Here is a 13,629-nt window from a genome sequence, read left to right as displayed (position 1 = left end):
GGAGGCGTCGGCCCGTCGGCCGCGGACCAGGCTGGCGGCGACCAGTGCGACCCCGCCGAGCATCGCCCAGAGCGCGAGGGCTGCCGAGCACGAACCCGACGTTCAGGTAGATGGGCACCACCCCGCGCGGGTCGGCCGAGGACCGGCACCTCGTCGACGACCTGTAGCGGGGTGCCGGACCGGGCCGCCGCGGTGGTCAGCACCTCCCGGATCGCGCCGGTGGCGGAGGGGCCGGACGCGCTGGCGATGGCGAGGAGCAGCCCGCTGTCCCGGCTGCTGAGCACCGCGTACACGGTGCGGCTGAGCAGGCCGTGCTCGGCGGCGCCCGGGTCGTCGTACTCGACGGGTTTGATGATGGTGGTCTGGTCGCGCACGGCGGCGAGGGTCGCCGCGGCGCGTTGGTCGCCGGCGGCGACGCCGACCGGCAGGTCCCGGGGTGTGGGGTGGTGCAGCGCTCCGACATAGGCCGCGATGAACGCGGTGGCCAGCGCGAGGGTGCCGAGGAGCAGGCCGATGCTGCGCGGCGCCCGGTCGCGGGCTCGACCCTGCGGTCCTTTGTCCACCTTGTTGGCCTATGGTCCGTTTCATGATTCCCAGGGCGGAAACCGGTTGGCTGGTCCGCTAGCTTCTGATCATGGTGTCGCTTACCTACCCGCCGAAGCCGCGACCGGGCGACCGGGTCGCGGTCGTCTCGCCCTCCGCCGGCCTGCCGGCGGTCTTCCCCCACGTGTACGAGTTGGGGCTGCGCCGGCTGCGCGAGGAGTTCGGCCTGGAGCCGGTCGAGTACCCGACCACCCGTGCGGCGGGGGCGGACCCGCGCGACCGGGCCCGCGACCTGACCGCCGCCTTCGCCGACCCGGACATCACCGCCGTGCTCGCCACGGTCGGCGGGGACGACCTCATCACGGTCACCCCGCATCTCGACGACGACGTGCTGCGGGCCAACCCGAAGCCCTATTTCGGCTACTCCGACAACACCAACGTGCTCAACCACCTGTACCGGCTGGGGATCGTGGCGTACCACGGCGGGTCGGTGCTGGTGCACCTCGGCCGGCCGGGCGCGCCGCACCCGCTGACCTTCGACTCGCTGCGCGCCGCGCTGTTCACCACCGACTGGTACGACCTGACACCCACGCCTACCTGGGGTGACCGGCCGAACCCGTGGACCGAGCCGGAGACGCTGGCGTACGAGCCGGAGATGCTGCCCGGCGAGGGCTGGCGCTGGCAGGGGCCGGCGCGGGTGGTGCGGGGACGCACCTGGGGCGGCTGCCTGGAGATCCTGCACTGGCTGATGGCCGCCGACCGGGTACCGACCGTCGACGAGCTGACCGGATCCGTGCTGGTCTTCGAGACGTCCAACGAGTTGCCCACCGCGCAGGAGGTGTTCCGGATCGTGCGGAACATGGGTGAGCGTGGGCTGCTCGCGGCCTTCCCGGCGGTCGTCGTCGGCCGACCCAAGGCGTGGGACTTCGCCAAGCCGCTGTCGGTGCCGGAACGCCTGGCGTGGGGCGAGGCCCAGCGCGACGCGATCGGCCGCGCGCTCGCGACGTACAACCCGGACGCGGTGGTGGTGTTCGACGTCGACCTCGGCCACACCGACCCGCAGCTGATCATTCCGTACGGGGGCGAGATCCTGGTCGACGCCGTCGACCGCCGGATCGCGGTGCGCTACTGAGCGGTGCGCTACTGAGACGCCCAGCGCCCGGTGCACCGCGCCAGGCCCGCCGCCGTCGAGATCGTCGCCCCGACGGTCCAGTCGCACGACGGGCGGAGTTCCAGCAATGTGGCGCGCCGACGCGGGTCACTGCCAACTCTTGCGGCGGGGATCAGGGGTTCACGACGGCAAAGGCACGGACCGGGAAGGTGCCCATGCCGGCCACCATCGGTGGAGCCGCGGTGAACCGGAACCCGCTCGGCGGCAGCGCGCCCAGCCCGGTCAGGTGCTCAACGATCGGGATGTCGGCAGCGAGCAGCGTGCTGTGCGCGGGGCGTACGCCTCCGGCCGCCGGGCTCATGTCGTCGATGTTGATCGAGTCGATGCCGACGAGGGTCGCGCCCGCGTCGGCCAGCGCCTGGGCGCCGTCCCCGGTCAGGTACGGCGCCTCCGGCGCGGCGTACCGCTCGGTGCCGAAGTGCGCATCCCACCCGGTGTGCAGCAGGACCGCGCGCCCGGCCACCTCGTACGGGGCCAGCATCAGCCGGTCCACGGCCCGGATGCCGGCCGGCACCCGAACCACCACCCCGGGTAGGTCGGCGAGCCGATCCAGCGACACTCCGGTCAGGTCGTCGCCGCCGGCCCAGCGATGAGCGGGGGTGTCCAGGTAGGTGCCGGTGTTGGCGATCATGTCGATCCGGGCCACTTGGAACTCCACACCCGGGGCATACCGCTCGCGGGACGCCGCGAAGGTCAGCCAGTCGGTGATGCGGGGTCCCGGCCAGCCCGGCAGGGTGGTTATGCCGTCGCTGATCGGGTGGCTCAGCTCGACCAGCCGACGATCGGTGTCGGAACCGTCGACGGGGACGCCCCGGCCGCCCTTGTGCGGCTCTTCGATGATCGTCTTCGCGCTGATCCGCACGTCGGCGACCATCAGCAGCCCGAGGTGCCGGACGAACATCGCCGCAAGGTCGTCGTCGGTGATCTCCTGACCGGGGATGTCCAGCCGGAACCCCTCGGTACGCAGCCCGCCGCCGTTGGCGAAGCTCACCTCCGCGTCGAACTGTGCCCGCCACTGCCCGCCCATACCGAAACCTGATCACGACCCCCGGCGTCGGTCAAGATCCGCGCGAACCGCGCAGGGTGCCGATTGGCGCAACTTCAGGGATATTGCTGCCTCAGCGCGGGCCGAGCCCGCACTTTCCCTGAAGTTGCGCGGATCTTGTGGCGGCAGGGGGTGTGTGGGTCGGGCAGGCGGTGTGCCGCGCCGGGTGCCGGCTCGCTCCCAAGATCGTGCTGGATCCACGAAGTAGTGGCATCGGGGAGCCGCGACGCCTACTTCCCGGATCGCGCGGGGCGCGGGGCGCGGGGCGCGGCGCGGCGTGGACCTGGGCGGAAGGGGGTGGCTGTCGGTCGGCGGGGATAGGCTGGTTGTCGTGCACCCCCCGTCCGACTGGACGAGGGGCCGCCGTCGTGTGCGTCGACTCCCCTGGAAGGATTCCCTTGCTCACCGGTCTGTTCACCGCCGCCCTGGTCGACCCCGGGCTGGCCCGGGCGCGTGACCTTGCGCGCTCCGGTGCCGCCCAGGTCGACGGCCTCGACATCACCGCCCCCGCCGCGCTGCGCCCGTTCGCCGTCGCGGCGGTCGCCGCGGACAACGACGGGGCTGGGCGACCGGTGCTGGCGGTAACCGCCACCACCCGGGAGGCCGACGACCTGGCCGCCGCGCTGGGCGCATTGCTGCCGGCCGAGCACGTCGTGGTCTTCCCCTCCTGGGAGACGCTGCCGCATGAGCGGTTGTCCCCACGCTCGGACACCGTCGGCCGTCGGCTGGCCGTGCTGCGCCGGCTCGCGCACCCGGAGTCGACCGACGCGCACGGCGGCACCGGTCCGCTGCGGGTGGTCGTGGCCCCGGTCCGCTCGCTGCTCCAACCGCAGCTCAAGGGTCTCGGTGACCTGGAGCCCGTGCAGCTCGCCGCGGGCGAGGAGGCGGACCTGGAGGAGGTCGCCCGCCGGCTGACCGACATGGCGTACGCCCGGGTCGACCTGGTCACCAAGCGGGGCGAGTTCGCGGTGCGCGGCGGCATCCTCGACGTCTTCCCGCCCACCGACGAGCACCCGTCCCGGGTCGAGTTCTGGGGCGACGAGGTGGAGGAGATCCGTACCTTCGCCGTCGCCGACCAGCGGACCATCGAGCAGGTTCCGCTGCTCTGGGCACCGCCCTGCCGTGAGCTGCTGCTCACCCCGGCGGTGCGGGACCGGGCCGCCGCGCTCGCCGAGCAGCATCCGGAGCTGGCCGAGATCCTGGACAAGCTGGCCGAGGGCATCCCGGTGGAGGGCATGGAGTCGCTGGCGCCGGTGCTGGTCGGCCCCGACTCGCTGGAGCTGCTGCTGGACGCGATGCCGCCCGGCACGCACGTCCTGCTCTGTGATCCGGAGCGGATCCGCACCCGGGCGCACGACCTGGTGCGTACCTCGGAGGAGTTCTTGCAGGCCAGCTGGGCCGCCGCCGCGGTCGGCGGCCAGGCTCCGGTGGACGTCGGCGCCGCCGCCTTCCGCACCCTCGCCGAGGTGCGCGCCGCCGCGGGCAAGCTCGGCCAGCCGTGGTGGACGCTGTCCCCGTTCGGTCTGGTGGAGGCGGAGACCGCCGAGACGAGGCAGCCCTGGGAGGACGCGCCCGAGCAGGCCGCCGTCACCCCGGACGACGCCATCGCGGTGACCCTCGCCGCCCAGCCGGCACCGCTCTACCACGGCGAGACCGGCCGGGTCGTCGACGACCTCAAGCGCTGGGCCGGCGAGGGCTGGTCGATCGCGCTGGTCTTCGAGGGGCACGGTCCCGCCCAGCGGGCGGTGGAGGTGCTGCGCGACGCCGGGCTGGGTGCCCGGTTGACCGAGGAGGTGCCGGTCGCGCCCGCCCCGGGTGAGCTGGTGGTCACCTGTGGGGCGCTGACCAGCGGGTTCGTCGACGAGGCGTCCCGCTTCGTGCTGCTGACCGGCAACGACGTGACCGGCGGCCGGGGCACCTCGACGCGGGACATGCGCAAGATGCCGAGCCGTCGACGCAACACCATCGACCCGCTGGAGCTCAAGGCCGGCGACTTCGTGGTGCACGAGCAGCACGGCATCGGCCGCTACGTCGAGCTGGTGCAGCGCACCGTCAACGGCGCCAGCCGCGAATACCTGGTCATCGAGTACGCGGCCAGCAAGCGCGGCCAGCCCGGTGACCGGCTGTTCGTCCCCACCGACCAGCTCGACCAGCTCTCCCGCTACGTGGGCGGCGAGCAGCCGACCCTGCACAAGATGGGCGGCTCGGACTGGCAGAAGTCGAAGGCCCGGGCCCGTAAGGCGGTCCGGGAGATCGCCGCGCAGCTCATCCAGCTGTACGCCGCCCGCAAGGCGTCCAAGGGGCACTCGTTCGGCCCGGACACGCCGTGGCAGCGGGAGTTGGAGGACGCGTTCCCCTGGCAGGAGACGCCCGACCAGCTCGCCGCGATCGACGAGGTCAAGCGGGACATGGAGCAGACCGTCCCGATGGACCGGCTGATCTGTGGTGACGTCGGCTACGGCAAGACCGAGATCGCGGTCCGGGCGGCGTTCAAGGCGGTGCAGGACGGCAAGCAGGTGGCGGTGCTGGTGCCGACCACGCTGCTGGTGCAGCAGCACTTCAACACGTTCGCCGAGCGGATGAGCCAGTTCCCGGTCCAGATCCGGCAGCTGTCGCGGTTCCAGACCGCGAAGGAGACCGAGCGGACGCTGGAGATGGTCGCCGACGGCACCGTCGACATCGTCATCGGCACCCACCGGCTGTTGCAGACGGCCACCCGGTTCAAGCAGCTCGGTCTGGTGATCGTCGACGAGGAGCAGCGCTTCGGTGTCGAACACAAGGAGCACCTGAAGACGCTGCGGGCCTCGGTCGACGTGCTGAGCATGTCGGCCACCCCGATCCCGCGCACCCTGGAGATGGCGATCACCGGCATCCGGGAGATGTCCACCATCGCCACCCCGCCGGAGGAGCGGCACCCCGTGCTGACCTTCGTCGGCGCGCAGGACGACCGCCAGGTGGCCGCGTCCATCCACCGGGAGTTGCTCCGCGATGGGCAGGTCTTCTACCTGCACAACCGGGTCGAGTCGATCGACCGGGCCGCGCGGCGGCTGCGGGAGCTGGTACCCGAGGCGCGGGTCTCGGTGGCGCACGGTCAGATGGGCGAGGACGCCCTGGAGAAGGTGATGGTCGGCTTCTGGGAGAAGGAGTTCGACGTCCTGGTCTGCACCACGATCGTGGAGTCGGGCATCGACATCCCGAACGCCAACACGCTGATCGTGGAGCGGGCCGACCTGCTCGGTCTGGCCCAGCTGCACCAGATCCGTGGCCGGGTCGGCCGGGGCCGGGAGCGGGCGTACGCCTACTTCCTCTACCCGCCGGAGAAGCCGCTCACCGAGCACGCCCACGAGCGGCTGGCGACCATCGCGCAGCACACCGAGCTGGGCGCCGGCATGTACGTGGCGATGAAGGACCTGGAGATCCGGGGTGCGGGCAACCTGCTCGGCGGCGAGCAGTCCGGCCACATCGAGGGTGTCGGCTTCGACCTGTACGTGCGGATGGTCGGCGAGGCGGTCTCCGCGTTCAAGGGTGAGCGGCCGGAGGAGGAGACCGACGTCAAGATCGACCTGCCGATCGACGCGCACCTGCCGCACGACTACGTGGGCGTGGAGCGGCTGCGCCTGGAGATGTACCGCAAGCTCGCCGAGGCGCGCGACGAGGATCGGCTGCGCGAGGTGGTCGCCGAGATGACCGACCGGTACGGCGAGCCGCCGGCCCCCGTGCAGAACCTCGTGGAGGTGGCCCGGTTCCGCCTGCTGGCCCGCCGGTACGGCCTCACCGACGTGTCGGTGCAGGGCAAGCACGTACGGTTCGGTCCGCTGCCGTTGCCCGACTCGAAGCAGCTGCGTCTCAAGCGTTACCACCCGGACGCGGTCTACAAGCAGGCCACCGACCAGGTCAGCGTGCCCCGGCCGACCACCCGTCGGATCGGTGGTGAGCCGCTGCGCGACCAGGCGCTGCTCCAGTGGTGCGCCCAGTTGCTCTCCGATGTGCTGGGTGCCCCCGCGCCGCTCACGGTCGCGGCCACGTGAGGCGGGGGTGCGGTGCGGTGGGGGCCGTCACAGCAACCGGGAGGGCATGAGAGAGTGACGGGCATGCGTGCTCGCCGTGTGATCGCCGCCGCCAGCGTCGCGGCTCTGGGTGTCCTCTCCCTCGCTGCCTGCGGGAAGTCCGCGCCGGACGTCGCCGCGTACGTCGGTGATACGACGTACTCACTGGACCGGGTCGATGCGATCTACGACGACGTGCAGGCGAAGTACGGCGACGCGGTCCGCCAGGAGGCCGGCCAGGCGGGGGCCACGCCGTCGCCCGAGCAGTTGCGTTCCGCCGTCACCCGGCAGGACGTGGTGAACCTGCTGGTCAGCCTGGACCTGGGCAAGCGGGTGGCGGCGGCGAAGAACCTCCAGGTGCCCGACGAGGTCACCCCGCAGCAGTTGGAGCAGAACCTGCGGGTGCCGGCCAGCACCGAGTACGCCAAGCTCTGGGGTGAGTGGATCGACCTGCTCCAGGCGCTCAACCAGCAGCTTCCGCCGGCCGACCTGAGCGACGACTCGTTGATGGCCGTCTACGACGCGCTCGCGAAGACCGGGGCGATCAAGGGTGGGATGCCGGTGGCCGACGTGCGGCGGGCCTTCGGCGACGGCGGTTTCGTGCGCAGCGCCACCGCGCTCAGCACCGCGCTGGAGGAGGAGGCGAGCCGGGTCGACGTCACGATCAACCCGCGCTACCGGGCGGTGGGGGTGCCGTCGGTGGTGAGCACCGGTCAGTCGCTGGTCTTCTACTCGCTGCCGTACATCAACGAAAAGGGCCCGGTCACCGACATCTCCACCCCCGAGTCGGTGCCGTCGGACGCGGCCGCGGACGCCCAGGGCACGGCCAGCTGAGCATGACGGCACGGATCGTCCTGCTGGTCACCTCGCCCCGGCTGCCCGCGGGTCTGCTGACCGCCGCCGCGTGGGACGTCGTCCGTCAGCATGCGGTGCTGACCGGCGCGGAGAGCGAGCTGTCCACGGCCGTACGCCAGGCGGGTGCCGAGGTGACGTGGTGGACGGCCCGGCGACGCAGCGGCTGCTGGACACGGTCGCGGAGCACGGCACGGCGGTCTGGTTGGCCGGCCCGGCCGGTGACGAGGCCCTGGCCCGGGAGTTGGGTCTGCGGCTGGCCCGGGAGCCGGGGCTGGCCGAGATGGAGCTGATGTACGGATCGTGGGACCCGCCGGGTGCCCGGTTGCTGGACGCGGTGGCCGTACTGGACCGGCTGGCCTCGCCGGGTGGTGATCCGTGGAAGCGTGCGCAGACGCACCGCAGCCTCGCCGGGTACCTGCTGGAGGAGAGTTACGAGGCGTACGACGCGATCAGCGCCGACGACACCGACGCGCTCCGTGAGGAGTTGGGTGACGTGCTCCTGCAGGTGGTGTTGCACGCCCGGCTCGCCGAGGAGCTGCCCGAGGGCGAGCGGTGGACCATCGACGACGTGGCCGGTGGCCTGGTCGACAAGATGATCCGGCGTAACCCGCACGTCTTCGCCGACGCGGAGGCGGGCACGCTGGAGGAGATCACCGCCAACTGGGAGCGGATCAAGCGGGCCGAGAAGGCGCGTGAGTCGGTGCTGGACGGCGTGGCGTTGAGCCAGCCCGCTCTCGCCCTGGCCGCGCAGATCCTGGGCCGCGCCGCCCGCATCGGTCTGGCCGTCCCACCCCCGTTGGCCGACTCTCAGGTGGACCCCGAGGCAAGGCTGGGCGCCAGCCTCCTGGCCACGGTCGCCGCGGCCCGCCAGGCAAATCTGGACCCGGAAGCAGCCCTCCGCCGTGCCACCCTGGCGTATGCCGAAGCAGTCCGCGCCGCCGAATCCCCGCCCGCATCCGCCGACCCGCGTTGATCATGAAGTTGTTGCCGTGACACGCCGAGGCGGAGGGCGATAACTTCATGATCGACGGAAGTGGCGGCGGGGTCCGGCGCGGTCGGTAGGGTTGGGCCGGTGGAGGCGTTTGAGGTATTGGCGGAGCGGGTCGTCGAGGCTCTGCTGGAGACGCGACCGGGGGTTGCCACCTCGGCGGGGGATCACCGGTTCGACGACCAGTTGCCGGATCTGTCCGCCGGCGCGATCGCCGGTGATCTCGCGATGCTCTCCGATGCGGCGAACGCACTGTCCGAGCTGGACCCGGACTCACTCGACGTCGACGAGCAGGTCGACCACGCGCTGCTCACGTCGTTCGTCGACCGGGAGCTGTTCGAGCTGACCGAGATCCGCTCCCACGAGTGGAATCCGTTGCGGCACAACCCCGGCCCGCTGCTGCACCCGCTGCTGGCCCGCCCGTACGCCCCGGCCGAGGTGCGGCTGACCCACCTGGCCGGCCGGCTCGCCGCCGTACCGGACGCTCTCGCCACCGCCCGCGCGACGCTGCGCGACATGCCGCGGATCCACGCCGAGACGGCGGTCGGGCAGTTCGCCGGCACGGCCGCGCTGATCCGCGACGAACTGCCGGGGCTGATCGCCCAGGCGCCGGGCAGCCTCGACCGGGTGGAGCCGGCGGCCACCGCCGCGATGGCCGCGCTGGAGGAGTTCGTCGCCTGGTTGCGCGCCGGCCTCGCCGCCGACGCCGGGCCGGGCCGGGATCCACGGCTGGGGCGCCGCCGCTGGGAGGCCCGGCTGTGGCACACCCTGGACACCGAGCTGGGCGCCGCCGAGATCCAGCGCCGCGCCTGGGCCAACCTGGACCGGATCACCGCGGAGATTCGCGCGGCGGCCGTCGAGCTGGTCGGTGGTCGGGCCGACGACGAGGCGGTACGCCGGGCACTGGACGTGCTCGCCGCCGAACACCCCGACGACGCGACCATCGTCGAGCTGGCCGGCATCACCCTGGACGAGGCGACCGACTTCGTCCGCGCCCACGACCTGGTCACCCTGGTCGACGACCGGTGCGTGATCCAGGAGATGCCGGAGTTCGCCCGGGGCGTCGCCGTCGCCTACTGCGACTCGCCCGGCCCGCTGGAGACGGCGGACGTACCCACCTTCTACTGCATCGCGCCCACCCCGTCGGACTGGCCGGCGCACCGGGTCGAGTCGTTCTACCGCGAGTACAACGACCACATGATCCGCAATCTGACCGTGCACGAGGCGATGCCCGGGCACTTCCTCCAGCTCGCCCACGCCCGCCGCTACGTCGGTGGCACCCGGGTGCGGGCGTTGGCCGAGTCCGGCCCGTTCATCGAGGGCTGGGCGGTGTACGCCGAGGAGCTGATGGCCGGGCTCGGCTTCGGCGGGCTGCCGGTGCGGTTGCAGCAGCTCAAGATGCAGCTGCGGATGACCATCAACGCGCTGCTCGACCAGTTGGTGCACGCCGAGGACCTGCCCGAGGCCGAGGCGATGGCGCTGATGACCGGGCGCGGCTTCCAGGAGGAGGGCGAGGCGGCCGGCAAGTGGCGCCGGGCGCTGCTCACCTCCACGCAGCTGTCCACCTACTTCGTCGGGTACAGCGAGGTGGCCGAGATCGCCGCCGCCCGCCCGGACGGGGTGTCGGTGCGCGACTGGCACGACGCGATGCTCGCCCACGACTGCCCGCCCCCGCGCCACCTGCGCACCCTGCTCCGGGTCTGAAGAACCAACGCCGTCGCGGGTCAGCGCCGCGCGGCGGTCGCCGTCGCGTCGATCAGCCAGCGCGAGATGGAGTACGCGGGCGGCAGTTCCGCCGGCAGCGCGTCCAGGCCGAACCAGCGGGCCTGGGTCAGCTCCCGACCGTCCACCACCGGCTCGGCGTGCGGCTCGGCGGCGCGGGCGGTGAAGCCGGCGAGCAGCACGCCGGGGCCGGAGATCGCCCACGGCTGGCTGCCGAAGTAGGCAAGCCCGTCGACGGCCAGCCCGACCTCCTCGCCGACCTCCCGGCGTACCGCCGCCTCCAGTGTCTCGCCGGCCTCGACGAAGCCGGCCACCAGCGCCCACAGACCGGTCGGTCCGGTGGCGTGCCGGACCAGCAGCAGCTCGTCGGCGTGACCGGGCGGGCCGGGCCGGGTGATCGCCACCAGCACGGCGGCGGAGAGCTGCATCGGCACGTACAGGTCGCAGTCGGGGCACCGCCGTGCGGTCTCGCCGGGCAGGTCGGTGAGTTCGGCGCGGCAGGCGCCGCACCACCGGTGGGTACGCCGCCACGTCACCACCGCCAGCGCCCGCCCGGCGAGCGTGGCGAACGGTTCGGGTACCTCGGCGGCGAGCGACGCCCAGCCGCGTGCCCGACCGGGGACGTGGTCGGCGGTGGTCAGCTCGGTGGCCCAGGCGGGCACGCCGTCGAGGACGCCCAGCGGCACCCACTCGGTGGCGGCGGGAAGGTCGGCGACCCGCAGCGGTCGCCCGTCGGCGCAGGTCAGCAGCGTCGCGCGAAGCACCGGCAGGGCGAGATCGCCGGGCGCGGGCGGATGCCGCAGGTCGGCCCCCGGCAGGAACGCGCCGGGCTGGGCGACGGGCCCGGACGCGCCGAGCTGGGCGACGGGCGTCGGGCCGGTCACCGGCCGCCGGGGCGGCGGTCCACCACGTTCGCGCCCGCGGGTGGCTCGAACGCGTCCTGCCGCACCGTCTCGGAGTAGCGGCTCAGCGCCAGCTCCATCGGCTTGCCGTCGACCGGGCCGGTGAAGCTGCCCAGCACACCCTCGGTGGTCACGCACGCGGTGAAGTCGCCGTCCGAGCGCTGCACCTCGACGCAGGTGGCGTGGCGGCCCGCGACGGTGGTGTCGGTCTGCTTGATGGCCGCCTGCGGGTCGAGCGCGGCGGCGGTCAGCAGCCCCACCACGACCGGCGGGGTGGCCAGGCCCTGCCGGTTCGCCTCGGTAAAGAGCGCCACGCTGGGCTTGCCGGTGGGTGTGGGCGGTGCGACAAGCGTGCACTCCGTACGTCCGTCGGTGGCTGTGCACCGGGTGACCGCCTCCGGGGTGACGGTCAGCCGCCCGCCCGGGTAGGTGTACGACGAGCGGGCCGGGTCCTGGGCCTGCACGATCGCGGCGGTCTGGCCACCGGGGAGCTGGTAGTCGGCCGAGTAGGTCAGCTCCAGGGCCCGGTCGAGGCGGGCGGCGAGGTCGTTGACGAGTTCGGAGCGCTCCATGGCGACCCCGGCGTCCTCGAATGTCTGACAGCCGGTGACCGTGAGCGACGCGATGACCGACACGGCGAGCATGCGGAGGGTGGTCGAGGCGGCGGGCATGGCGACCAGACTGGTGGATTTGGTCCGCGCAGCGCAAACCCGTTGCCGGTTGACGCCCGGAAATCCGGGAATGTCCGTCAACGCGGGGCGACTCGGGTGCGCGGGCGACGCCGTGCCCTTTCCCGTGGCCCGATACGCTGCGTTCAACACCTGCCTCAGCCGCACCGTCGCGGCCCACCCACGGACCGGATCACAACAACGAGGAGCGACTCAGTGGCAACCATCGAGGGAATCGTCGCCCGGGAGATTCTCGACTCGCGGGGCAACCCCACGGTCGAGGTCGAGGTCGGCCTGGACGACGGCACGGTGGCCCGCGCCGCGGTGCCCTCCGGCGCCTCCACCGGCGCGTTCGAGGCGATCGAGCTGCGCGACGGTGACGCCGACCGCTACCAGGGCAAGGGCGTGGAGAAGGCGGTCTCCAACGTCGAAGACAAGATCGTCGACCAGATCATCGGGTACGAGGCCAGCGAGCAGCGGCTGATCGACCAAAAGATGCTGGACATCGACGGCACCGACAGCAAGTCGGAGCTGGGCGCGAACGCCATCCTCGGGGTCTCCCTCGCGGTGGCCAAGGCCGCCGCCGGCAGCGCCGAGCTGAGCCTCTTCCGCTACCTGGGTGGCCCGAACGCCCACCTGCTGCCGGTGCCGATGATGAACATCCTCAACGGTGGCGCGCACGCCGACTCCAACGTCGACATCCAGGAATTCATGGTCGCGCCGATCGGCGCCCCCACGTTCCGTGAGGCGCTGCGCTCCGGCGCGGAGGTCTACCACGCGCTGAAGTCGGTGCTGAAGAAGAAGGGCCTGTCGACGGGGCTCGGCGACGAGGGCGGCTTCGCGCCGAACCTGCCGACCAACGCGGCCGCCCTGGACCTGATCGCCGAGGCGGTCGAGAAGGCCGGCTACCGGCTCGGCACCGACATCGTGTTCGCGCTCGACGTGGCGGCGACGGAGTTCTTCGACAACGGCACGTACACCTTCGAGGGTGCCGCGAAGTCCGCCGAGGAGATGAGCACCTACTACACCAAGCTCGCCGACGAGTACCCGATCGTGTCGATCGAGGACCCGCTGGCCGAGGACGACTGGAGTGGCTGGCAGACGCTGACCGCGTCGATCGGCGACCGGGTGCAGATCGTCGGTGACGACCTGTTCGTGACCAACCCGCAGCGCATCGCCCGCGGCATCGCGGAGAAGGCGGCGAACGCCGTCCTGGTCAAGGTCAACCAGATCGGTTCGCTGACCGAGACCCTGGACGCGGTGGACCTGGCCCACCGGGCCGGCTTCAGGTGCATGATGAGCCACCGCTCCGGCGAGACCGAGGACACCACCATCGCCGACCTGGCGGTGGCCACCGGCTGCGGTCAGATCAAGACCGGTGCGCCGGCCCGCTCGGACCGGGTCGCCAAGTACAACCAGCTGCTCCGGATCGAGGAGGAGCTGGCGGACGCGGCGCGCTACGCCGGCGCCGGCGCGTTCCCGCGCTACCGTTCGGCCTGAGACGCCGCCGGGAGGCCCCGCCGCGGGGCTTCCCGACAACCTTTGTAACGCACGAAGCCTCGGGGGAGGGGTGTGACGATGCAGCAGCGCCGCACACCGGGTGGGCAGCGTCCCGCCCGCCGGCCGGGTCAGTCCGGCGACCGGGTGGCGGCCGGACCACCCGTGGGTCGGTCCGGGAGGCCGGCGTAC

The 13,629-nt window shown here is 72.4% G+C and carries 9 protein-coding genes; 6 read left to right on the top strand and 3 right to left on the bottom strand.

The genetic code is table 11. The features are described from left to right. Nucleotides 1-634: 634 nt before the first annotated feature. Nucleotides 635-1,675: a S66 family peptidase gene (locus JNW91_RS08885; protein WP_203174411.1), complete on the top strand. Its 1,041-nt coding sequence runs from the start codon at nucleotides 635-637 to the stop codon at nucleotides 1,673-1,675. Nucleotides 1,676-1,826: 151 nt separating this feature from the next. Here JNW91_RS08885 and JNW91_RS08880 read toward each other — a convergent pair whose 3' ends face one another. Further along, a complete protein-coding gene (locus JNW91_RS08880; RefSeq protein WP_203174410.1) occupies nucleotides 1,827-2,741 on the bottom strand; it encodes a cyclase family protein in 915 nt (304 codons plus the stop codon). A 416-nt stretch (nucleotides 2,742-3,157) separates the two neighbouring features. Here JNW91_RS08880 and mfd point away from each other — a divergent pair, with 416 nt between their 5' ends. From mfd to JNW91_RS08860, 4 genes are all read left to right on the top strand, one after another. After that, entirely contained in the window at nucleotides 3,158-6,787 is a 3,630-nt protein-coding gene (mfd, locus tag JNW91_RS08875) for a transcription-repair coupling factor (protein ID WP_203174409.1), read from the top strand. Nucleotides 6,788-6,850: 63 nt separating this feature from the next. Next, entirely contained in the window at nucleotides 6,851-7,639 is a 789-nt protein-coding gene (locus JNW91_RS08870; RefSeq protein WP_203174408.1) for a hypothetical protein, read from the top strand. Nucleotides 7,640-7,709: 70 nt separating this feature from the next. Beyond that, a complete protein-coding gene (locus JNW91_RS08865; protein ID WP_309244290.1) occupies nucleotides 7,710-8,633 on the top strand; it encodes a nucleoside triphosphate pyrophosphohydrolase in 924 nt (307 codons plus the stop codon). Between the two features lie 99 nt (nucleotides 8,634-8,732). Continuing rightward, on the top strand, nucleotides 8,733-10,352 hold the full coding sequence (locus tag JNW91_RS08860; protein WP_203174407.1) for a DUF885 domain-containing protein: 1,620 nt from the start codon (nucleotides 8,733-8,735) through the stop codon (nucleotides 10,350-10,352). Between the two features lie 20 nt (nucleotides 10,353-10,372). On the opposite strand, the gene nudC is transcribed toward JNW91_RS08860, so the two are convergent. Further along, nucleotides 10,373-11,254: an NAD(+) diphosphatase gene (gene nudC / locus JNW91_RS08855; protein ID WP_203174406.1), complete on the bottom strand. Its 882-nt coding sequence runs from the start codon at nucleotides 11,252-11,254 to the stop codon at nucleotides 10,373-10,375. After that, entirely contained in the window at nucleotides 11,251-11,943 is a 693-nt protein-coding gene (locus tag JNW91_RS08850; RefSeq protein WP_203174405.1) for a hypothetical protein, read from the bottom strand. Before JNW91_RS08850 ends, nudC begins: the two co-directional genes overlap by 4 nt. A 213-nt stretch (nucleotides 11,944-12,156) precedes the next feature. On the opposite strand from JNW91_RS08850, the gene eno reads away from it, so the two are divergent. Further along, on the top strand, nucleotides 12,157-13,440 hold the full coding sequence (eno, locus tag JNW91_RS08845) for a phosphopyruvate hydratase (protein ID WP_203174404.1): 1,284 nt from the start codon (nucleotides 12,157-12,159) through the stop codon (nucleotides 13,438-13,440). Nucleotides 13,441-13,629 lie beyond the last annotated feature (189 nt).

The sequence above is a fragment of the Micromonospora parastrephiae genome (assembly GCF_016802865.1).
GTDB lineage: Bacteria > Actinomycetota > Actinomycetes > Mycobacteriales > Micromonosporaceae > Micromonospora > Micromonospora parastrephiae.
The sequence above is the reverse complement of the archived record's forward strand: the minus strand, read 5'-3'. Positions and strand labels throughout refer to the sequence as shown.